This is a genomic window from Rhodoblastus sp., from assembly GCF_019449565.1.
Lineage (GTDB): Bacteria > Pseudomonadota > Alphaproteobacteria > Rhizobiales > Beijerinckiaceae > Rhodoblastus.
Genome location: NZ_JAGRPM010000039.1, coordinates 1 through 21,224, shown reverse-complemented (window position 1 = coordinate 21,224; position 21,224 = coordinate 1). Strand labels below are relative to the sequence as shown.

Sequence of the window (21,224 nt, the reverse complement as noted above, 5' to 3'; positions counted from 1 at the left end):
AGATATTGGGAGGGCGCGTGGCGAAATTCTGATGCTGCGGCGCCGGCGCACGCGTCAGTTCACGCGCGAACCGCAAGCCGGGGAATACCGCTCGTCCGGCAGGGCGAGGTCGTCTTGTCGCGGCACGTATCCCAACTGGTCGACGAAGTCGCGAAACCGCACGCGGCAAGCCTCCTTGTGCGCCTCTGCGGCGACAATGGCGCTTTTGTGGGCCTCGACGGACATATTCTTTGAGCCGCAGATCGGACAGGAAGCTTCGTGCGTCGTCCGCTCCCACGCGAGCAGCGCTTGCAAATAGGCGCGATGAGCATCGATCGCGTCGTCTTCCAGCGATTCGTGCGGTTCTGTATTCCTCACCAAAGCCCCCCGCTCGGGCGTGTTGCGTCCACGCGCCCGAGCTTTGGAATCCTACGGCCGAAAGGTGAAGGCTCTATTGCTGCGCAAGGCCGCAACCTTGCTCACATAGAGGGGCAATAGGCCGAGGACTTCGCGACGGATAGGGAGGTCACGAGTTTGGCTTTCGGCCGGGTCCTCCGCGAAGGAAAGGCATTCGCGCCCGCCATCCAGAAAATCGTCCTAGGCAGCGCCCGGGACATTCCCTTCAACAAGCTCGTTCTCAGCCAGTCGAACTTACGCCGGATTCAGTGCGGCATTTCGGTCGAGGAATTGGCCGAGTTAAGCGTCGAACTGAGCGTTCTCCCTTCATCTCGTAGAGTAGGGATGAAGCGCCTTGCCCCGTTGCCGGGGCAGGTTTCTTCATCCCTCTCCCCGAACCGGACGTGCAAGTTTCCCGGCATCCGGCTCTCCATGCGTGGCGATTGCCACGGGTGGCCCTCACAAAAAGGCGAGGGTGTTGAACGCCTCCCAGTGCTTGTCGGCTCCCTTGCGGAACCGTTCGTCTTGGACGGCGTTCCATCCGTTTGGTATTCGTATGCCCCGGTCGGGGAAGCGCTGCTGATGGGCCTCGGCGAAGAGGGCGATTTCCCTTTTCTCTTGACGCCACCTTTTGCGCTTCCCGCATCTGGATTGCGCATAATGGCGGAACAATTCCGCCCACGTTGTTTTGTCGTGTTTTCTGCGCAACCAGAGTGCGATACGCTGATCCAGCCACCAGTCGAGTTTCGAGAACTCCTTCCATGCCCGGGAGGCATAGCGATAGTAGTTCCGCCATCCGACGATGACTGGGTTGAGCTTGTCGATGAGATCGGCGAGGGTCCAGCCAGTTGGCGTTTTTCTCACCTTAGCCCTGATCTTGTCGCGCAAAAGTTGCAGCTTCCCCTTCGGGATGAAGAGGTTGCCGACGTGTCGCCTCGTTGCGGGCGACTTCTTCTGCACGACCCGATATCCCAGAAAGTCGAAGCCTTCGCGAACATCGGTGATCCTGGTCTTCTCCATCGACAGTTCCATGTGCAGCTCCTCGTTGAGGAACTGCGCCAGCGCCTGCCGCTCTCCTTCGGCATCTTCGCGGGTCCCTTGCACAAGGACGACGAAGTCGTCCGCGTAGCGCACCATATAGAAGATTGGGCGGCCAAGCTTCCGATCCCAGTTGTGGCGATTGGTTGCTTTTGCCGCTTCTTCCCGTGGGCCGGGAACCCAGCGTCGGTATCGCTCGTCTATGGCCGTCAAATAAATGTTGGCCAACAACGGCGAAATGACGCCCCCTTGCGGGGTGCCCGTCACCGAATGCCGAAGGCTGCCCTCGATCATGATCTCGGCTTTCAGAAAGGCAAGTACGAGCCGCAGGACCTTGCGATCCTTGATGCGGCGGCGCACTCGCTCCATCAGCACATGATGATCGATGGCGTCGAAGCAGCCCTTGATGTCGCCCTCGATCACATAGCGGGTCCGCGATGGACCAACGGATGAAGGGTGCAGGCGTTGTTGAGTTCTCGCCAGTGCATCGTGGGTGCTTCGACCGGGCCGGAAACCATAAGAGATAGGATAGAAATCCGCCTCGAATATGGGCTCCAGCACCATTTTGAGCGCCATTTGGACCAGTCGATCCTTAAGCGTGGGGATGCCCAATGGCCTGAACTTTCCCGGTTTGCCCGGTTTCGGAATCAACCTCTGCCGAACCGGTTGGGGCCGGTAGGTTCCGTGCCGCAGGTCTTGCCGGATTTCCTCCAGAAGTCCCGCGACGCCATTGGAGCGCTTTTGGATCATTTCCCGCGTCACGCCGTCCGTACCCGGCGTGTTGCTGCCCGCGTTGCGAGCCAGCCTTTGCCAGGCGTGGGTGAGCGTTCTGCGGTCGCAGACGATATTGAACAGATCCGCGAACACCTTGGCGGGGTTCGCGGTACTCCACCGATACAGTTTGCGCTGCATGTCGAGAATAAACCCGGTATTCGCCGCGTCGGACATGAGTCCTTCTCCTGCTTGCAAAATGTATTCACTGCCTGCCTTCGCCATGTGGACGGCTTTCCCGCCCTCGGACTACTACGCAGGCTCCGCCCCCGTCCGCATGATCGCCGGTCATTTCGGCTATCCGCCCTTCCTCCCAGAAGGAGAGAGCGCGGAAATGCGGGCGGGTTCCCAAGTTCCACCGCCGTCCCTTGTCCGTTGCAGGAGCCGACTGTACCCCGTGTGAATTCTGGCCATCGAGCCTTGCAGGCTTTCTCGGTGGCTGACATCGGAAAATTTCCGATGTCCCTGGCGCGCACCTCTGAACAACGCGCCGGCGCTTCACAGGTCTTGCGACCATTTCACCCACTTCCGAGTTGGTGAAATCCCTCTTGACGGGGCGTCTGCCATCGGTTCGGTTGCCCTCTCCATGACGGACTTGCTGGCCGGGCCGCCTCGGGATCGGAAGTCCCCTCGCGCCCGGCTTTAACGGGTTCTACTGATTTATGGCTTGCCGGAAGTACCCGGCTTACCTCACCCGTTTGCTTCTCGCCCCACGCTGCACCGTGTGGCGGTCAGGGACTTGCACCCCGCTGGACTGTTCGGTAGTTTTAACCCAGCTGTTGATCCTCCTTTGTTGTCAGTGGGTTGTGCACTTGGCGTACGGAGAGTTAGAGGGCTGCGCTTGGCGCAATGACGGGTTGAGTGTCGAGAGAGAAGTCTTTCGCGCCCGTCAGGGAGATTTTCATCATGACCCAGGTTGAGGTTTTGGACGCGCGGCGCGATGCGAGCAGCGGCTATAAGGTGGATGTGAGTCGCGGCCAGAGGGTTGGCCGCGTCTCGTCGGAGTGGTTTTCGCGCCCTGCCGACGAGCGCTATCTGTCATTGACGGAGTTGGCGCGCGCGGTCGGCGGCCGCGCGGAGCGCAGCCGCTCCCGCGTCGTCGAGAGCGCGCTGATTCAGGTCGAAGCCAGTCGCGACAATCCGGAAAGGCTGTCGCTGTCCTTGCCGGGTGCGAAAAGCCCTGTTGCGCCCACCCATTGGAGTTTCGGGCAGCTTGCGAGCCTGGTGGGCGCCCCGGCCGCCTATCTGCGCCAGCTTCCGGCGGCGCTGGCGGGCATCAATCTGCAATATGGCTTGACCCAACACCGCGCCGAGCAGGTCAAGACCCTCGAAACCGAAGACGGCCGCGTCGAGCTGCGCGCGGTCACGGGTCCCGATTATGGCCGTATCTTTGACCATGAGCTGGTAGAGGCGGTGCAGCGCATCGCCGGCGATGGAACGGGCGACACGCGCTGGAAAGTGCCGGGCGTGCTCGATTGGTCCACCGGAGTCTATAATCCGCGCGTCGACATCACCAAGGATACGACGACGCTTTATGCGAGCGACCGCGACGTTTTCCTGTTTCTGGTCGACGATCTGAATCCGATCGAGGCAGGCCGCCTGCCCGACGGTTCGCCCGATATTTTCTTTCGCGGCTTTTATTGCTGGAATTCCGAAGTCGGCGCCAAGACGCTGGGCATAGCGAGCTTTTACCTGCGCGCGGTCTGCCAGAACCGGAACCTCTGGGGCGTCGAGGATTTCGAGGAAATCACCATCCGCCACTCCAAATATGCCGCCTCGCGCTTTGCCCATGAGGCGGCCCCTGCTCTGCTGAATTTCGCGAATTCTTCGCCCATGCCTTTCGTCAACGGCGTCAAGGCGGCGCGCGAAAAGATCGTCGCGCGCAACGACGAGGATCGCAGCGAATTCCTTCGGCGGCGCGGGTTCTCGAAAGCCGAAACCGGCAAGATCATCGACGCGATGCTGTCCGAAGAAGGCCGCCCGCCCGAAAGCATTTTCGATTTCGTGCAGGGCATCACCGCAGTCGCCCGGGACAGACCGCATCAGGACGCCCGCCTGGACATGGAGGCCAAGGCGAAAAAGCTGCTGGATCGCGCGGCTTGAACATCATGGATCGGAAACGCAGTTGCGCGCGCTTCCGGTCCAACCTGCTCTCACCTGCTCGACCCGAGCCCTTTGCGTCGCCCTTCAGAGGAAAAGGGCGGCGCTTCGCGTCGTGACGGGTTTTGGCAGGAGAGAGAGGCTCTCGGCGCCCGTCGCGGAGTAAAGACCATGGCGACTGCCGTCCAGAAAATCACCCTCGCGTCCGCGCGCGACATCCCCTTCAACAAGCTGGTATTGAGCCAGGCGAATGTTCGCCGCTTGAAGGCTGGCCTGTCGATTGAGGAATTGGCTGAATCCATCGGCCGACGCGGCCTGATCCAGAGCTTGCACGTCCGCGCCGTGCTCGACGCCGGTGGCCAGGAGACCGGAACATTCGAAGTCCCGGCGGGCGGAAGGCGTTACCGCGCGCTGGAGCTGCTGGTGAAACAGAAGCGGCTCAACAAGACCGCGCCCGTGCCCTGCATCGTGTCGGAAGCGAATGACGACATCCTGATCGAGGAAGTGTCGCTCGCGGAGAATATCGAGCGCGCGCCTTTGCATCCGCTTGACCAGTATCGCGCCTTTCAGGCGATGCGCGAGAAAGGCATGAGCGAGGAAGCCATCGCCGCCGCCTTTTTCGTCGGCGTCAATGTCGTGAAACAGCGCCTGCGGCTCGCTTCCTTGTCGACCGCGCTGCTCGATATTTACGCCGATGATGGCATGACGCTCGAACAGTTGATGGCCTTCACCGTCTCGCAGGATCACGCCCGCCAGGAACAGGTCTGGGAGGCGATCCGGAACGGCTGGCAGAAGGAGCCTTATCAGATCCGTCGCATGCTGACGGAAACCACGGTGCGCGCCTCGGACAAGCGCGGGCTGTTCGTCGGCATCGAAGCTTATGAAGCCGCTGGCGGCGTTGTCTTGCGCGACCTGTTCCAGTCCGACGATGGCGGCTGGCTGCAGGACGTCGCCCTGCTCGACCGTTTGGCGGCGGACAAGCTCAAGGCCGCGGCGGAAGAAATCGCCGCCGAGGGCTGGAAATGGATCGAGGTCGCGGTCAGCCTGCCCTATGGCGTCGCCTATGGATTGCGGGAGCTTTTGGGCGCGGCGCCCGAGCTGACCGAGGACGAACGGACGGCGATGGAAGCGCTCCAGGCTGAACGCGACAAGCTCGAAAGCGAATATGAGACGGCCGAGGAACTGCCGGAAGAGATCGACCGGCGTCTCGGCGAAATCGAGACGGCGCTCGAGAATTTCGAAAATCGTCCCCTTCGCTGCGACCCTGTCGAAATCGCGCGCGCGGGCGCCTTCGTCAGCATCGCCGCGGATGGCGCGCTCTCCGTCGATCGCGGTTATGTGCGCCCAGCGGATGAACCGCCCATCACGGCCGAAGGCGAGGAGGCGCCCGAATGCGAGGCTTTGACCGCTGAGCCGGTCGAAGCTGCGGCGGTTCAACGCGCGGTCATCACCCTCGGCGGCGAGCCCGCGCAGCCGGACGAAGAGGAGGACGAGGGCATCAAGCCCCTGCCCGACCGTCTCCTCACCGAATTGACCGCGCACCGCACTTTGGCGCTTCGCGACGCCGTCGCCAACAACCCGCATATCGCCGTGACGGCCTTGCTGCACAAACTGGTGTCGGACAATTTCCTGCACCCGGCTGGCCCGGGATGTCTGGAGGCAAACGTCCGGCACGTCTTCTTCTCGGCGCAGACGGAGGAGCTGAAAGACTGTCCTTCCGCGAAATCCATCGACGAGCGGCGCGAAAGCTGGGGCGACCATATTCCCGCCGATGATGAAGCGCTGTGGGATTGGCTGGCGGCGCTTGACGAGGGGAGCCGCATGGCGCTGCTTGCCCATTGCGTGAGCTATGGCGTCAATGCGCTTTACGAAAGGCCGAATCCCTATGGGGCCTCTGGCGTCACCGAGCACGGCCTGAAAAGCCGCATGCGCCAAGCCGATCGCCTGGCGCGGGCGACAGGCCTCGACATGGTGGAGGCCGGCTGGCGGCCGATGGTCGGCAATTACCTGGGACGCGTCACCAAGGCGCGGATACTCGAAGCGGTGCGCGAAGGAGCCGGCGACAGGGCGGCGCAAATGCTCGAGCATCTCAAAAAGGGCGACATGGCCAAGGAGGCACAGCGGCTGCTGGCCGATTGCAACTGGCTGCCCGAGCCGCTGCGGCTCGATAATCCCGATGCGGCGCCCCTCGTCGAGAGCTCTGCCGACGCGGACCAGGGCGAAGATGCGCTGCCCGCATTCCTTGCCGACGGCGGCGATGACGATGAGGTCTCTGAAGCCGAAGACGACCAAAGCGGCGTCCTCGCCGCCGAATGAACGGCGCGGGCGGAGAGCGAAAAAGCTCTCCGCCTTTTTCAAGGAGCAGTCTCATGTTGCAGAAAAATTCTCCGCCTGTTCGGCGCGTGGTGTTTCTATATTTCGTGCCGGTGCATGTCGAGGTCGAAGATGGGCTTGTCGCGCGGGTGACGGTCATCGACGACACGCCGGTTCGCGATCCGACCGCCGTCGCGGGCGACGCGGCCTATCTCGCGGAAGCGGTCGCCGCCGCCGATGACGGTCAGGCTTGGCCGTCCTGGGAGTTTGGGCTTTGAGCCCTCCCCTGATTTCAAACCGATCCCCGAGCCCGGCTTCGCGCCGGGCTTTCTTTTCTCAGGAGCCTGACATGGCCGATTATTTCACCCACTTCTCGTGCCTGCTTGATGTCAGCGCGCCAGAAAACGCGGCGCGCGCGATCGAAATCTACGAGGCGGATTGCGCTGATGGCGCCCTGGAGGCGCAGTTCAGCAATGGGTTTTTCGTTTCGGTTCCCTCGGAGGACGCGGGCAGTCAGCTCTGGATGCGCGACGAGGGCGCGGGCGATCCGGAATCGGTGATCCGCTTCGTCAAAATCTGCGCCTCGGAATTCGGCCTATCCGGGTGTTGGGGCTTCCAATATTCGAACACATGCTCGAAGCCGAGACTCGATGGCTTTGGCGGCGGAGCTCATGTGCTCGATCTCGCCACTGGCGAAACTGTCGACTGGATCGACACCGAAAACTGGATTGCGCAGACGATCGCCGACGCGGGAGGCAAATCATGAGCATCCCCGATCACGCACACGCCAATTTCCAGACGCTGCTGCGCGCCGCGGAAAACGGCCATCTCGCATTGATGGAATGCGCCGACGCCCTGACCGGCGAGCCGCGTTACGTCATTTGCGCCGTGGGGCGCGAGGGATCCGATTTCCTCTTCACCCCCTTCGGCCATCTCGCGGATGGGAATCCTTATGAGGCTTACGTTCCTCCGCCTAAGTCCTCGTCTTGATGCACTTGGAATTTCAGCGCCCGGCGGCATGTCGGGCGCTTTTTTTATGTCAGCCTGTTGAGAGGAAGAGGGTCGCCGGGAGGGGATAGGTCCGGGCGGTTTGAGAGAGAGCGCCATCCGGCCTTTTCCCTTGCCGCTCTCCAAGGGCTCTTCCCATGAACATTTTGTCCCCCGTGATCGCCGCGCCGGTCGCGTCCGGTTCCAACGCCGCCGCAATCTTCTCCGCCGGACAGGCTCTTCTTCCCAATCTCGAACGTGGCGAACGCATCGAGGCCGCTATTCTGCGCGAAGCCATGGAGCTGGCCTTCGCCGCATCGGATTCGTCGGGCGCTTGGAACTGGAAAGACGCTTATGAGGCATGCGAGGCAGCGAGTGTGCTGTTTTTCCGCAAATATGGTCGCGCCCTTTTTCGCAAGAATGCTTCGCCAGCGGCGCGTCTTGCTGCCCTGACCAAAATCGCCGGGCTCTTGCCGAGCCATACGCGGCGCTCCGAACAGAGCCAGGCGCTTCAGCAATTTTCTACGCCGGTCCCGCTGGGCCTTGCGGCGCTCACCGCCGCCGCCGTCGCGCCGACGGATGTTGTGCTGGAGCCCTCGGCCGGTACTGGCCTGCTCGCGGTTCTCGCCGAAATCGCCGGCGGCCGGCTAATCCTCAACGAATGGGCGGAAACGCGCGCTGATTTGCTTGCTGCTCTTTTCCCGGCAGCATCCGTCAGCCGCTTTGACGCGGCGCAGATCGACGATCATCTCGCCGGCAGCGCCGCGCCGACCGTCGTGCTGATGAACCCGCCCTTCTCGGCCATGGCGCATGTGGAGGGACGCGTGGCCGACGCCGCCCTTCGCCATATCGCCTCGGCATTAGGCCGTTTGGAGACCGGCGGCCGTTTGGTGACCATCACCGGCGCCAATCTCTCGCCGGAGACGCCGGCATGGCGCGAGGCTTTCGTGGGCTTGCAGGAACGCGCCGCCATGGTCTTCACTGCCGCCATCGATGGCGCGGTCTATTCCCGGCACGGTACGAATTTCGCGACGCGGCTCACGGTCTTTGACAAGCGCCCAGCCGAAAATCCAAACCAATTCCCTGCCTCCGTCGGTGTCGCGCCCGACGTCGCGACTTTGCTTGGTTGGATCAAGCGGCATGTCCCTACCCGTCTCCCTGTCTCGCCGCCCCCGGCGAAAAGCCCCCTGCCCCCCGCCGCAACGACCAGGCCCGGACGATCGAGCGGAACAACCGCCATCCTCCGCCGGCAAACCCTAGACGAGCTGGAAGCAGTCGATCTCGTCTATGAAGCCGTGGACTGGACGCCTCCGGAAGGCGGGCGTCTGACCGAGGCGATCTACGAAGATTATGGATTGCAGTCGATTCGGATTTCAGGCGCCCTGCCCCATCCGACCCGGCTGGTGCAGTCGGCGGCCATGGCCAGCGTCGCCCCGCCCAAACCGAGCTACAGGCCGAGGCTTCCGCAATACATCGTCAGCGACGGCTTGCTATCCGACGCTCAGCTCGAAACCGTGATTTATGCAGGCGAAGCCCATGGCGAGTTTCTCGCCGGCGCCTGGACGGTCGATGAGACCTTCGACTTGGTCAAAGCCGCCGCCGAAGGTGCTGAGGGCGCGGTGCGCTTTCGTCGCGGTTTCATGCTTGGCGATGGCACAGGCGCGGGCAAGGGCCGCCAGTCCGCCGGAATTCTTCTCGACAATTGGCTGCGCGGGCGCCGCAAGGCGCTGTGGATCAGCAAATCCGACAAGCTGATCGAGGATGCCCAGCGCGATTGGTCGGCGCTCGGCATGGAGCGCCTGCTGGTCACGCCGCTCTCGCGCTTCCCGCAGGGCAGGAAAATCGCGCTGGCGGAAGGGATCCTGTTCACGACCTATGCGACGCTGCGCTCGGATGATCGTGGCGAGAAAATCTCGCGCGTCAAACAGATCGTCGAATGGCTGGGCGCCGATTTTGACGGCGCGGTGATTTTCGATGAAAGCCACGCCATGCAAAATGCTGGCGGTGGCAAAAGCGAGCGCAGCGAGATCGCTGCCTCGCAGCAGGGCCGCGCCGGGTTGCGCCTTCAGCACGCGCTGCCTAACGCTCGCATCGTCTATGTTTCCGCGACCGGCGCCACGACGGTTCATAATCTTGCCTATGCCCAGAGGCTGGGCCTTTGGGGCGGCGAGGACTTTCCTTTCGCCACCCGCGCGGAATTCGTCACTGCGATCGAGGATGGCGGCGTCGCCGCCATGGAAGTTCTGGCTCGCGATTTACGGGCGCTCGGCCTCTATACCGCGCGCTCGCTGTCTTATGACGGCGTGGAATATGAACTCCTCGAGCACAAACTCACCGACGAGCAGCGCCGCATCTATGACGCCTATGCCGGGGCTTTTGCCGTCATCCATAACAATCTCGACGCCGCGATGAAGGCCGCCAACATCACCGGCTCGGAAGGGACATTGAACCGGCAGGCCAAATCCGCGGCGCGCTCGGCGTTTGAGAGCGCCAAGCAGCGCTTTTTCGGCCATTTGCTCACCAGCATGAAGACGCCGACGCTTGTATCGTCCGTCGAGCGGGATCTCCAACAGGGCCATGCCGCCGTGGTGCAAATCGTCTCGACCGGCGAGGCGCTGATGGAGCGCCGCCTCGCCGAAATCCCCACGGAGGAATGGAACGACGTTCGCGTCGATATTACGCCGAGGGAATATGTCCTGGACTATCTCGCCCATTCCTTCCCGGTTCAGCTCTACGAGCCTTTCACCGACGGCGAGGGCAATCTGTCGTCGCGGCCGGTTTATCGGGACGGCCAGCCGGTCGAAAGCCGTGAGGCGGTCCGCCGCCGCGACAATCTGATCGAACATCTGGCGGGTTTGCCTCCGGTTCCCGGCGCGCTCGACCAGATCGTGCAGCGCTTTGGCGTGGATGTGGTCGCCGAAGTGACCGGCCGCTCGCGCCGCATCATCCGCAAGTCCGTAGCGGGCGGCGACCGGCTGGTGGTCGAAAATCGTGCGTCTTCCGCCAATCTCGGGGAAACCGCCGCATTCATGGACGACAAGAAACGCATATTGGTGTTTTCCGACGCGGGCGGGACCGGGCGCAGTTATCACGCGGAACTGTCGGCCAGGAATCAGCGGCTGCGCGTCCATTATCTGTTGGAGCCCGGCTGGAAAGCGGATGCGGCGATCCAGGGGCTTGGCCGCACCAACCGCACCAATCAGAAGCAGCCGCCTTTGTTCCGGCCGATTGCGACCGATGTGAAGGCGGAAAAGCGCTTTCTCAGCACCATCGCCCGCCGGCTCGACACATTGGGAGCGATCACCCGCGGCCAGCGTCAGACCGGCGGCCAGGGCCTGTTTCGACCCGAAGACAATCTCGAAAGCGTCTATGCCCGAGACGCGCTGCGGCAGCTCTATCTGCTGCTGGCGCGAGGCAAAATCGAAGGCTGTTCTCTGGAGAGGTTCGAGGAGGCGACCGGCCTGAAACTCGTGGATGCAAATGGCGTCAAGGACGACCTGCCGCCAATCACCACTTTCCTCAACCGCCTGCTGGCTCTGACCATCGCGCTTCAAGGCGTGCTGTTCACCGCCTTCGAACAATTGCTCGACGCCAAGATTGCCGGCGCCGTCGCCTCCGGCGTCTATGATCTCGGATTGGAAACCTTGACGGCCGAGAGTTTTGTCGTCACGGATCGGCGCGCCATCTACACCCATCCGTCGAGCGGCGCCGAAACCCGCTTGCTGACGATTGCGGAAAAGCGGCGCAACCGCCCGGTCGCGCTTGATGACGCCATGGCCTACCTGTGCGATGGCCAAGGGACATTGCTGGTCAATGAGCGCTCGGGCCGCGCCGCGGTTCAAACGCCGGCGCCGTCGATCATGCTCGATGACGGCGAGATCGAGCGACGCGTCCGGCTGGTCAGGCCGATGGAGCAGCATCACGCCTCGCTGAAAATGATGGACGACAGCCATTGGCGAGAAGCCGAACGGGATGTTTTCGTCGCCGGCTGGAACGCCGAATTGGCGCAATTGCCGGAATTTTCCGAAAACATCCTGCATGTTGTCGCGGGCCTTTTGTTGCCGGTGTGGAAGCGGCTTCCAGATGAATCGACGCGCGTCTATCGGCTCCAGACCGATGAAGGCGAAAGGATCATCGGTCGTCGCGTCTCCGCAGCCTGGGCCGCCAATGCCGCGATGCCCGGCATGGCGCCGCTGAGCCCAGAGGACGCGCATACCGTACTGCTGGAAGGCGCGGCAATTCTCCAACTTGCCGAAGGGCTTCTGCTTCGCCGGTCGCGGGTCATGGGCGCCAATCGCATCGAATTGGCGGGCTTTGGCGAAGCCATGCGTGAGCGGCTGCGGGCCTATGGCCTGTTCAGCGAGATCATTTCGTGGAAGCTGCGGTTTTTCGTGCCGGCGGACGCCAATGGCGTCACGGTGCTCGGCAGGCTGTTCGAGACCTATCCGATCGAACGGGTCTGCGAACGCGAGGCGGCGTGATGCCCCGCAGCGACGCCTCCGATCTTGCATGTCGCCTCGGCCAGAACGCCGAGGCGACATGCCGCCATTATCTATCCAATGGCCGCCGCCAGGGCAATTATTGGCTTGTCGGCGATGTTCGCAACACTCCGGGCCGCTCGATGTTCGTCCGGCTGAGGGATTCGCGAAAAGGCCGCGCCGGAAAATGGCTCGACGCCGCCACTGGGGAACATGGCGACCTTCTCGATGTCATCCGCGAAGTGTGCGGCCTGACCGAATTCTGCGATGTCGCCGAAGAAGCCCGCCGCTTCCTTGGTTTGCCGCAGGTGGCGCAATTTAAGCTTGCGCCAAGAGGCGACAAAGCGCGATCAGGTTCAACCGAAGCCGCGCGGCGGTTATGGGCGATGTCCCAACCGATCGCCGGCACAACCGCTGAGAACTATTTGCGCCAACGCCGGATCGCTGTCTTCCGCGATTTGGCCAATCTGCGCTTCCATCCACACTGCTTTTATCGGCCAGACGACCATGGCCCGACGCAGACATGGCCAGCCATGATCGCCGCCGTCACCGATCTTGCCGGGGCGGTCACCGGCGCGCAGCGCACCTGGCTTTCGCCTGACGGCTCGGGCAAGGCGCCGATCGACACGCAGCGCAAAGCGATGGGCGACCTGCTCGGTCACGCGGTTCGTTTCGGTCGTCCGTCCGAAATCATGGCGGTGGGAGAAGGCGTCGAAACCATCCTCTCCCTGAAATCCGCCCTGCCCCATATGCCGATGGCGGCGGCGCTCTCCGCTGCCCATCTCGCCGCCATCCTGTTCCCACCTTCCTTACGCCGCCTCTATATCGCCTGCGATAAGGATCCGGCTGGCGACTGGGCGCGCGACCAGTTGACGCAACGAGCGAACGAGGCCGGAATCGAGGCGGTCGCGCTGACGCCGATGCTCGGCGACTTCAATGACGATCTGGTCGGCTTTGGCATTGCCACGCTTCGGGCGCATGTGCGGGTACAGGTCACGCCGGAGGACGTCGCGCGCTTCATGAGCCTTGCGGCATAGCCGGAAATGGGAGGAGCACGGGAACTCGAAGCGTCGGTGCTTCGGGTTGTGGCGCAACCGTCGGAAAGAGCCGCGCCCGGGGCCTTCCAGAGGGGCGATCGGCCGGCAAACGGTCAGGACCGGCAATGGCTGCGGCCGACGATTTTCCGCCGGCGCTGCGCGCCTTTGCATCGCGAAGCAAAATCGCCGGCCTTCGCCATCCTCCGCTGACGCTGCGGCCCTGCGCTTCGCTCCGGGTGCAGGTCCCGCCCGCCCGCCGGCTCCGGCGCCCAGGAAGGCCGCGACGGGCGCGGTCCAATCCGACGGAGCATCCCATGAACGAGCGCGGCACCCTCGAACCCCGGCATCATTCCTCTCCAACCGACCATGTCCTGCAAGAGCTTCAGCTCTATGGCTTTCGTCCCTTCGCCGACGAGCCTGATCCGCGGCCCCTCCCCGAGGGCAATCGTGTCGCCGGCGCCATAGCCGATATTTTCGATGCTTTGATCGCCACGCTGTCCGACACGCGCCTCGAACCCGATCTCGAAGATTTGCTCTGGTCGACGGTCAACCTGTTCCACCGCGCCGCCAGCCGCATCGAACGCGAACTCGATGATAACGAGCAGGCGCAACGCCGGTTGCAAAAGGAACAGGATGGCAGCGAGGTCAAATCGGTCGAACTGGAGCGCCTGACGGCTGAAGGTCAGACCCTGATCGAGCGCCGCGATGCATTCGAACTGATGCGCGACCAGGCCGCGGAGCATTTCGAGCGGCAGACGGGCTCAAGCTGGAGACCGCGCGCCGGCTCCATGGTCAATCATCGCAATCTCACCTCTGCAATGATCGACAGCCGAGAATTCCTTGCGGCGAAGAAGCGCGCGGAAACGCAAGTGCTCATGCCCGCCGGTCCGAAAATCGCCTTCTCCGGCGGCGAGGCCGGCGATCACAAGCTGATCTGGGCCAAGCTCGATCAGGTCCACGCCAAACATCCCGACATGGTGCTGCTGCATGGCGGATCGACGAAAGGCGCCGAGAAAATCGCCGCTCGTTGGGCAGACACCCGCAAGGTGCAACAGATCGCGTTCAAGCCCGACTGGACCAAGCACGCCAAGGCCGCGCCCTTCAAGCGCAACGATCAGATGCTGAACGTGATGCCGATCGGCGTCATCATTGTCCCCGGCACGGGCATTCAGGACAATCTTGCCGATAAGGCCCGCAAGATGGGCATTCCGGTCTATCGTTTCGACCGTGGCTAGTCCGGTCGCTTATCACGCAATATCTTGCTGTCGTGCTCCGGCCTTAGGCACACCCCGCAGGGGTGCGCCGTCGACAGGCATCGGCAGAAAGCGGTCAACGCCCGAACAGGCGATTTTGACCCTTTCCGGAAATTCGCGGTCAAAACCTTCGACGACGGCGGCAAGCAGTCTTAGACCGAAGGGCAAGATATGGCCAAAATCGGATGCTCGTTCGATTTGGCTCTTGGTTGTTGTTCGCCGGCTGGGCCGCGCTTGCTGCGCCGCCAGGAGGTTTGCAATCTTGGCCCGCGCGCGGCTTGCTGAATCAGGGATCGATTTTGCAAGCGGCTTCACACTCTTTGCTATTTCGGCATTAACGTGCTGGGGCGCTACGAAAATAGCTGAGGCGCGGCGACCGGTTTATACCGGGAATTGCCTTGAGCGAATGAGAGGATAAAAAACAATGGAGCGCCCGAACGGCGGGCACGGCATGGCAAATGACCAGACACGCATGAGCGAACACGAAGCGCGCTCCGCCATCCTCGCCGAACTCCATGCGCGCCCTTTCCTTCCTGTTGAGGCGCCACGGCGCGTCTATCATTTCGCCTTTGCAACCAGTGACGAGGAAGCACGCGCGGACCGCCGGGCAATTCTCGCGTTATGCGAAGCGAGCGGGGAGAAGGCCCCCCGGAGGATGCCGAATTTTATCACTTCGCATTGGGCGACTGGGAGTTGCGGTGATGGGGTCACACAGCGCATCAGCCGAAACGGTTCAGCAGATCGAGCAGAAGTGGCTTTAGCCGCCGGATTTCTTCCCGATGCGAGGCGGACAGGGCTGCGAGAAGTGCGTTGGCTTGATTAGTGAGAACGAGGATAGTCTTGCGTCGATCCCCTGCGGCAGTCTGGCGAATGATAAGGCCCATTGCATCAAGCCGGTCAACCAGTTCAGACGCGCTGTGCGGCTTCAGGATCAGCCGCTCGGCGACATAGCCAATCGTAGCCTGTCCCGGCGCCTTCCCTCGGATCGCGAGCAGCGCCTGATGCTGCCGGGGCGTCAGCCCGACCTCGGCGGCTTTCGTTTCGCTGAAGGCGGTGAAACCTCGCAGCGCGGCCCGGAAATCGGCGAGCGCGGCATAGTCGCTGTCGTGCAGGGGGGCAGATCTTCTTGACATCGCTGAATCTATGGTTGAGAATTATCGTAATGCGATATAGTTGGCACGGGTCGCTCGGAGACGTCCAGGGATGGGGTTCTTAACCCTGCGCCTCGCGGAAAGCTATAGCTTCTCCGACTACTGAGCCTATTGGCGCATAATCTTGCCAGGGAGCCGCATGCGCAAAAAAAACGCGCTTATTCTCGCCTATCAAGCCGCCGATACTCTCGTCTTGGCCAATGTAGCCGTGGTCAATCGCGAAAAATCGACGCGCTCTTTACCTCGCCGTGCTCGAGGCGATTGATCAACCGGCCTACTTAGTGAACGGGCTGTTACGCCCGCTATTCATTCGCTGGCGCGAAGCTCAATCCCAGACTCCAGTCCGACTGGATGATGTGGAGAGGTCAGAGCATCGCCGCCGAAGATAGAGGCGAGAGATGAAAGAGATCATTCGAACGCTCACCACTGGAGAGCGGCAGGCGGCTCTCGCCATCGCGATATGCGTCACTGTCATCGGGTTGACGATGGCTGCATTGGGAAACGGCGATCCCTTCGGCATCCACGGCTACGTGGTCATGGCATATGGTCTCGTCGCAACGATATTCCTGATCCGGTGCTACAATTTGCCGCCGTCCAATGTGGATCGCGCCGGCTCGTATTACGATGAGCCAATCAAAGTCGCGGTTGTCTTTTCGCTCGCTTGGGCCGTAGTTGGCATGCTCTTCGGCCTCTGGGCGGCGCTTCAACTCGCGTGGCCGAGTCTCAGTTTCGATCTGCCTTGGTCCTCCTTTGGCAGAATCCGGCCCGACCACACGACCGGCGTAATCTTCGGCTTCGGCGGCAACGCTCTTATCGGGACGTCGTTCTATGTCGTTCAGCGAAGCTCGCGTGCGCGTATGCCCGACCAGGTGGCGCCGCTGTTCGTGGTTCTCGGATACAACCTCTTCTGCGTCCTGGGCGCGACCGGCTATTTGATGGGGGTCACAAAGTCCAAAGAATATGCGGAGCCGGAATGGTACGCCGGTCTTTGGTTGGTGACGGTCTGGATCGTTTACCTCATTATCTACCTAAGGACGCTCGCAAGGCGAAAAGAACCCCATATTTATGTTGCGAACTGGTATTATCTTGCGTTCATCGTCATCGTCGCCATCCTATACGTCGTCAACAACCTCGCCGTTCCGATCTCATTCACGCGCGCCAAAAGCTATTCTTTATTCGGGGGCGTCCAGGATGCGATGACAGAATGGTGGTACGGCCACAATGCGGTGGCGTTCTTCCTGACCGCCGGCTTCCTCGGCATGCTCTATTATTTCATGCCGAAGCGGGCTGGACGGCCGATTTACTCCTATCGAATCTCTATCATTAGCTTCTGGGGCATCACGTTCTTCTATATTTGGGTGGGCTCGCACCATCTCCACTATACGGCTTTGCCGGAGTGGGTGCAGATCCTGGGGATGTCATTCTCCCTGATGCTCCTCGTGCCCTCGTGGGCGTCGGCGGGGAACGCACTGATGACCCTCAATGGCGCGTGGGACAAGGTTCGCGATGACGCGACCTTGCGCTTCATGATGGTCGCGGCGGTATTTTACGGCCTCACGACGTTCGAGGGATCGTTCATGGCGATCCGGCCCGTGAATTCGCTCTCGCACTACACCGATTGGACGATCGCCCATGTGCACGCCGGCTCGCTCGGCTGGGTGGCGATGATCACGTTCGGCTCGCTCTATGCGATGGTGCCTTGGGTCTGGAAAAAACCGTCGATGTATTCGCCGCGCCTCGTCGAAGTGCACTTCTGGTGCGCGCTGAGCGGCGCGGTGATCTATGTGCTGGCGATGTGGAATTCCGGCATCCTGCAAGGGCTCATGTGGCGAACCTACAATGAGCACGGCACGCTCGCCTATTCCTTCGTCGACAGCGTTGTCGCGATGCATCCCTATTACATCGCGCGCGCCCTCGGCGGCCTCATCTTCCTGATCGGCGTTTTGGTCTGCTGCTACAACGTTTTCAAGACCGTACGCACGCCTGTAGACGCTTTCGGGCCGGCGCGGCGCAAAGTCGAGGACGCGCTCGGCCCGGTCCCGCTACCCCGGCCTGCGTCTTCCCCATTACCCCGGCCTGCGGAGTGATCCGAGATGTTGTTCAACGTCCACTATCGCCTTGAGCGTAGAACGACGACGCTTCTTATCGGCATCGTCGTCGCCGCGAGCATCGGCGGTTTGGTCGAAATCGCGCCTTTGTTCACGATCGAGGGCACGGTCGAGGCGGCGCCGAATATGCGAGTCCTGACGCCTCTCGAGGTGGCCGGCCGCGACATTTACGTCCGCGAAGGTTGCTATCTCTGCCATTCGCAAATGATCCGCACGCTCCAGGACGAGGTCGATCGCTACGGCCATTATTCGCTTGCAGTGGAGTCGAAATACGACCATCCAATGCTTTGGGGCTCGAAGCGCATCGGGCCCGATCTGGCGCGGATCGGCGGAAAATATTCCGACGAGTGGCATGTTCGGCATTTGATCGACCCGCGCGCGGTCGTCCCGCAGTCGATCATGCCGCGCTATGCTTTTCTCGCGCAAAGGGACTTGAAGACGGCGGAGTTGGGCGAAAATCTCGCCGCCCTGCGCGCCGTCGGCGTGCCCTATACGCGGGACATGATCGACAACGCGTCCGCCGACGCGACCGCCCAGGTCGCCGCCGATTCCTCGGGTGCCGCCGCGCTCCTCAAGCGTTATGGCGAGGCGACAAACGTCCGCGAATTTGCCGGTTCAACGTCGAGGGTGACCGAAATGGACGCGCTCGTCGCCTATCTGCAGATGGTCGGCAAACAGACCAACATCGAGGATGACGCCGGCGCAAATAAAAAGCCGCCAGACAATGACTAACCTTTACGCAATGCTGGCGATCTTCGCCAAAGCCTACGGACTTTTTATCTTCATCGGCCTGTCCGTAGCCGTGATCGCGTACGCCTATTGGCCGGCCAACCGCGAACGGTTCCGGAAGGCGGCGAAAGCCGTCCTCGACGAAGGAGAGGAGGATAAGCCGTGGCGGTAAAACAAGAGCGAGATCCATATACCGGCCATTTGACGACCGGTCACGAATGGAATGGCATCATTGAACTGAACACGGCCGTCCCAAAGGTGATCTACATCATTTTCGCAATCTTCTTCGCTGTCGCGGTTGTGCTTTGGATCCTGCTGCCCGCGTGGCCGACGGGCAAGAGCTTCACCAAGGGATTGCTCGGCGAGGACCAAAAAACCGATGTCGAGGCCGCCCTGGCGAAGGCGGCCGTGGCGCGGCGCGACTGGGCGGAGCAGATCGCGCAAAAGCCTTTCGCCGAGATCCAGAAGGATGCGGCCCTCATGAGCGCGGTGCGCGACGTCGGGCCGGCGCTATTCAACGACAATTGCGCCGCTTGCCATCGGCGGGATCTAAAAGGTCAAAAGGGATTCCCGAACCTCATGACGGATCATTGGCTGTGGGGCGGTTCGGCCGATGCGATTTTTGATACGATCAGTTACGGCGTCAACTCGGCCAATCCGAAATCGCGAGCGTCGCAAATGCCGGCCTGGGGCCGCGACAAGATGATCTCTGAAGCCGACGTCAATGACGTCGTCGCCTATGTCGCGAGCCTTTCCAACCGTGCTCCTGACGGCTCCGCCTCAGCGGTTACGGCAGGGAAAGCTGTCTTCACGTCCAATTGCGCCGCTTGTCACGGGGAGAATGCCGAAGGCAATCCCGACATGGGCGCGCCGACGCTTCGCGACCACGCCTGGCTCTACGGCGGGGACCTGGCGACCTTGCACGAAACGGTCTGGGGCGGTCGCCAAGGCCACATGCCGACGTGGGAGAACCGGCTTTCTGTGACGCAACGGAAGATTTTGGCGTTGTACATCGTCGACATGCGAGGCAAAGCGCCGTGAAAGCCAAGGTCTCGGCTCTTCGGGTCCACGCCGTGACATGGATCCTCGTGGTCGGCGCGACGTTGTTGTTCGCCGCCGCGAACTGGAGAATGATCCAGGTCGCGTTCGCGACCGATCCGCATTGCATACCCCATAAACAACTCGGCGACAGCTCTCTCCGCGATGGCGTCTTCAGCGCGGCGGAATCGGCCTGCGCGCCATAGGGCGAGAATGGAGCGAAACGTGTCGAGCAGCCTTCCTCCCGTCTCTCCGCCGTTGCCGCACGTACAACGATGGAAGCGCGACGTCTCCGCAAAGTCGGCCCTCGACTGGCTGGCGGCCGGTTGGCGCGATTTTACCGCTTATCCGGGCCAAAGCCTGGCGTACGGCGTCCTCGTTTTTCTCGTTTCAGACGTCGTCGTGTTCGGTCTTTTTCGCTTCGGCGCGGATTACATCCTGCTCCCCGCTCTGTCCGGCTTCATGGTCGTCGGACCGCTGCTCGCGCTCGGGCTTTACGAGAAGAGCCGTCGTCTTGAGGCCGGCGAGCGGCCGACGTTCAATTCGATGATTTTCGTGAGGCCGGCGTCGGGCGGACAGGTTCTTTTTACCGGCGCGCTTCTCTCTCTCTTGATGCTGACGTGGCTTCGCGCGGCCGTGATCATTTACGCGCTCTTCTTCGGAGTGCGCCCTTTTCCGGGTTTTCAAAACATTACGCAGGTCTTGTTCACAACTGAGGTTGGCTGGATGATCTTGATCGTGGGAACGTTCGTCGGCGCGATTTTTGCCGCTTTCTCCTTCGCGATCAGCGCCTTCTCGCTGCCGATGCTGCTCGACGAGCAGGTCGACGCGTTCACCGCGATGGGTTCGAGCGTGGCGTTAGTGTGGAACAACCTCGGCGCAGCGCTCGCGTGGGGCGCGATCGTATTGGCGCTGATGCTTGTCTCCTTGGCGACGGGCTTCCTCGGACTGCTCATTCTCTTCCCGATTGTCGGCCACGGCGCGTGGCACGCCTATCGAGCAATGAGCGCCCCGCCGGTAAGCGTCGCATCGGCCCAGGACATCGGGCGATCGACCGTATGAGCGATATGATACTCCTGATTGTTGTCTCATTGTTCATGGGCGTGATCGGCCTCGCCGCCTTCTTTTGGTCGCTTGGCGATGGCCAATACGATGACTTGCAAGGGGCGGCGGAGCGTATTCTCCATGATGACGACCGGCCACTTTAGGGCTTGGACCCGTAAAATCGATGGCGTTCGTTAGCTTGAGTTGGGCGCGTAACGCGGACGTAGTTTGACGAAGCTTTCCGCCGCGCGGGAACAGCTGAGGCAGCGAGCGGTCGCCGTGAAGCTGCTGGACGGTGCCGAAAAAGATGAAGCTGAAATCGATAACGCTATCGAGGGACTGCTGGCCCGCGAGGTCGTCACGCCGGCGCCCACCGACGAAGAGCGCCGGCGTTATTACGAGAAGCATCCGCACGAATCCATCTGCGGCGACCTGGTGCATGCGCGCCACATTCTGTTTCAGGTGACGCCCCTGACGGCCGTTCCGAAAGTCCGCGCCAGGGCGGAGGCGGCGCTCAACGAATTGCTGCGCGACCCCGAACGGTTCGCCGCGATGGCCGCCGAGCTTTCCAACTGCTCGTCTGGGCGGCACGGTGGCAATCTCGGCCAGATTGGCCCGGGCGATGTCGTGCCTGAATTCGAACAGGCGCTGTTCCGGCTCGGTATCCCTTCGGCGTGACGCGCCTTGCAGTAATTAGGGCCCCAGAGCGATGCTTCGCAGCTAAGTCGGCTTTATGAGCGAGGTTAGCTGCGCAGCATGGGACGAATGACGGTTATTTCCGGCGCCGAGCGCCGTCGGCGAT

21 protein-coding genes are annotated in these 21,224 nt (G+C 61.9%); 17 read left to right on the top strand and 4 right to left on the bottom strand.

What is annotated here, in order from left to right; genetic code table 11:
- Window positions 1-54 precede the first annotated feature (54 nt).
- Window positions 55-357 (bottom strand): hypothetical protein, encoded by a 303-nt coding sequence (locus tag QZ409_RS10235; protein ID WP_296710312.1) that lies wholly within the window; start codon window positions 355-357, stop codon window positions 55-57.
- Window positions 358-834: 477 nt separating this feature from the next.
- Window positions 835-2,409, bottom strand: coding sequence for a group II intron reverse transcriptase/maturase (gene ltrA / locus QZ409_RS10230; protein WP_296710308.1), 1,575 nt, complete (start codon window positions 2,407-2,409; stop codon window positions 835-837).
- Window positions 2,410-3,090: 681 nt separating this feature from the next.
- On the opposite strand from ltrA, the gene QZ409_RS10225 reads away from it, so the two are divergent.
- The 8 genes from QZ409_RS10225 (at window position 3,091) to QZ409_RS10190 (ending at window position 14,334) form a co-directional block, all read left to right on the top strand.
- The gene (locus tag QZ409_RS10225; RefSeq protein WP_296710304.1) at window positions 3,091-4,287 is read left to right on the top strand and encodes a DUF932 domain-containing protein; all 1,197 of its coding nucleotides are present in this window, start codon (window positions 3,091-3,093) and stop codon (window positions 4,285-4,287) included.
- Window positions 4,288-4,455: 168 nt separating this feature from the next.
- Window positions 4,456-6,600: a ParB/RepB/Spo0J family partition protein gene (locus QZ409_RS10220; protein WP_296710301.1), complete on the top strand. Its 2,145-nt coding sequence runs from the start codon at window positions 4,456-4,458 to the stop codon at window positions 6,598-6,600.
- 53 nt (window positions 6,601-6,653) lie between these two features.
- On the top strand, window positions 6,654-6,875 hold the full coding sequence (locus QZ409_RS10215; RefSeq protein WP_296710297.1) for a hypothetical protein: 222 nt from the start codon (window positions 6,654-6,656) through the stop codon (window positions 6,873-6,875).
- A gap of 71 nt (window positions 6,876-6,946) precedes the next feature.
- Window positions 6,947-7,363, top strand: a complete 417-nt coding sequence (locus tag QZ409_RS10210; protein WP_296710294.1) for a hypothetical protein — start codon at window positions 6,947-6,949, stop codon at window positions 7,361-7,363.
- Complete coding sequence (locus QZ409_RS10205) at window positions 7,360-7,587, top strand: DUF6117 family protein (protein ID WP_296710291.1); 228 nt, start codon at window positions 7,360-7,362, stop codon at window positions 7,585-7,587. Before QZ409_RS10210 ends, QZ409_RS10205 begins: the two co-directional genes overlap by 4 nt.
- Window positions 7,588-7,742: 155 nt before the next feature.
- Window positions 7,743-12,065, top strand: coding sequence for a strawberry notch family protein (locus QZ409_RS10200; protein WP_296710289.1), 4,323 nt, complete (start codon window positions 7,743-7,745; stop codon window positions 12,063-12,065).
- Window positions 12,065-13,099: a toprim domain-containing protein gene (locus tag QZ409_RS10195; RefSeq protein WP_296710286.1), complete on the top strand. Its 1,035-nt coding sequence runs from the start codon at window positions 12,065-12,067 to the stop codon at window positions 13,097-13,099. Before QZ409_RS10200 ends, QZ409_RS10195 begins: the two co-directional genes overlap by 1 nt.
- 314 nt (window positions 13,100-13,413) lie before the next feature.
- Window positions 13,414-14,334 (top strand): DUF2493 domain-containing protein, encoded by a 921-nt coding sequence (locus tag QZ409_RS10190; protein WP_296710283.1) that lies wholly within the window; start codon window positions 13,414-13,416, stop codon window positions 14,332-14,334.
- Window positions 14,335-14,346: 12 nt separating this feature from the next.
- Here the strand turns inward: QZ409_RS10190 and QZ409_RS10185 are convergent, their stop codons facing one another.
- On the bottom strand, window positions 14,347-14,667 hold the full coding sequence (locus QZ409_RS10185) for a hypothetical protein (protein WP_296710279.1): 321 nt from the start codon (window positions 14,665-14,667) through the stop codon (window positions 14,347-14,349).
- A 109-nt stretch (window positions 14,668-14,776) separates the two neighbouring features.
- Between QZ409_RS10185 and QZ409_RS10180 the strand changes: the two genes are divergently transcribed.
- Complete coding sequence (locus QZ409_RS10180; RefSeq protein WP_342394835.1) at window positions 14,777-15,175, top strand: DUF3422 family protein; 399 nt, start codon at window positions 14,777-14,779, stop codon at window positions 15,173-15,175.
- Here the strand turns inward: QZ409_RS10180 and QZ409_RS10175 are convergent.
- Complete coding sequence (locus tag QZ409_RS10175) at window positions 15,072-15,485, bottom strand: helix-turn-helix domain-containing protein (protein WP_296710276.1); 414 nt, start codon at window positions 15,483-15,485, stop codon at window positions 15,072-15,074. The two genes, QZ409_RS10180 and QZ409_RS10175, sit on opposite strands and share 104 nt — an antisense overlap.
- A gap of 416 nt (window positions 15,486-15,901) precedes the next feature.
- Between QZ409_RS10175 and ccoN the strand changes: the two genes are divergently transcribed.
- The 8 genes from ccoN to QZ409_RS10135 all read left to right on the top strand — a co-directional run bounded on the left by ccoN (window position 15,902) and on the right by QZ409_RS10135 (window position 21,100).
- Window positions 15,902-17,590: a cytochrome-c oxidase, cbb3-type subunit I gene (gene ccoN / locus QZ409_RS10170; RefSeq protein WP_296710274.1), complete on the top strand. Its 1,689-nt coding sequence runs from the start codon at window positions 15,902-15,904 to the stop codon at window positions 17,588-17,590.
- A 9-nt stretch (window positions 17,591-17,599) separates the two neighbouring features.
- Window positions 17,600-18,343: a cytochrome-c oxidase, cbb3-type subunit II gene (ccoO, locus tag QZ409_RS10165; protein ID WP_296710362.1), complete on the top strand. Its 744-nt coding sequence runs from the start codon at window positions 17,600-17,602 to the stop codon at window positions 18,341-18,343.
- Between the two features lie 10 nt (window positions 18,344-18,353).
- On the top strand, window positions 18,354-18,512 hold the full coding sequence (locus QZ409_RS10160) for a cbb3-type cytochrome c oxidase subunit 3 (RefSeq protein ID WP_296710271.1): 159 nt from the start codon (window positions 18,354-18,356) through the stop codon (window positions 18,510-18,512).
- On the top strand, window positions 18,503-19,381 hold the full coding sequence (ccoP, locus tag QZ409_RS10155) for a cytochrome-c oxidase, cbb3-type subunit III (RefSeq protein ID WP_296710267.1): 879 nt from the start codon (window positions 18,503-18,505) through the stop codon (window positions 19,379-19,381). Before QZ409_RS10160 ends, ccoP begins: the two co-directional genes overlap by 10 nt.
- The gene (locus tag QZ409_RS10150) at window positions 19,378-19,584 is read left to right on the top strand and encodes a hypothetical protein (protein ID WP_296710264.1); all 207 of its coding nucleotides are present in this window, start codon (window positions 19,378-19,380) and stop codon (window positions 19,582-19,584) included. The genes ccoP and QZ409_RS10150 overlap by 4 nt, the downstream gene beginning before the upstream one ends.
- Window positions 19,585-19,591: 7 nt before the next feature.
- Window positions 19,592-20,440: a DUF2189 domain-containing protein gene (locus QZ409_RS10145; RefSeq protein ID WP_296710261.1), complete on the top strand. Its 849-nt coding sequence runs from the start codon at window positions 19,592-19,594 to the stop codon at window positions 20,438-20,440.
- On the top strand, window positions 20,437-20,586 hold the full coding sequence (gene ccoS / locus QZ409_RS10140; RefSeq protein WP_296710258.1) for a cbb3-type cytochrome oxidase assembly protein CcoS: 150 nt from the start codon (window positions 20,437-20,439) through the stop codon (window positions 20,584-20,586). Before QZ409_RS10145 ends, ccoS begins: the two co-directional genes overlap by 4 nt.
- 64 nt (window positions 20,587-20,650) lie before the next feature.
- Complete coding sequence (locus QZ409_RS10135) at window positions 20,651-21,100, top strand: peptidylprolyl isomerase (protein ID WP_296710255.1); 450 nt, start codon at window positions 20,651-20,653, stop codon at window positions 21,098-21,100.
- Window positions 21,101-21,224: the final 124 nt, after the last annotated feature.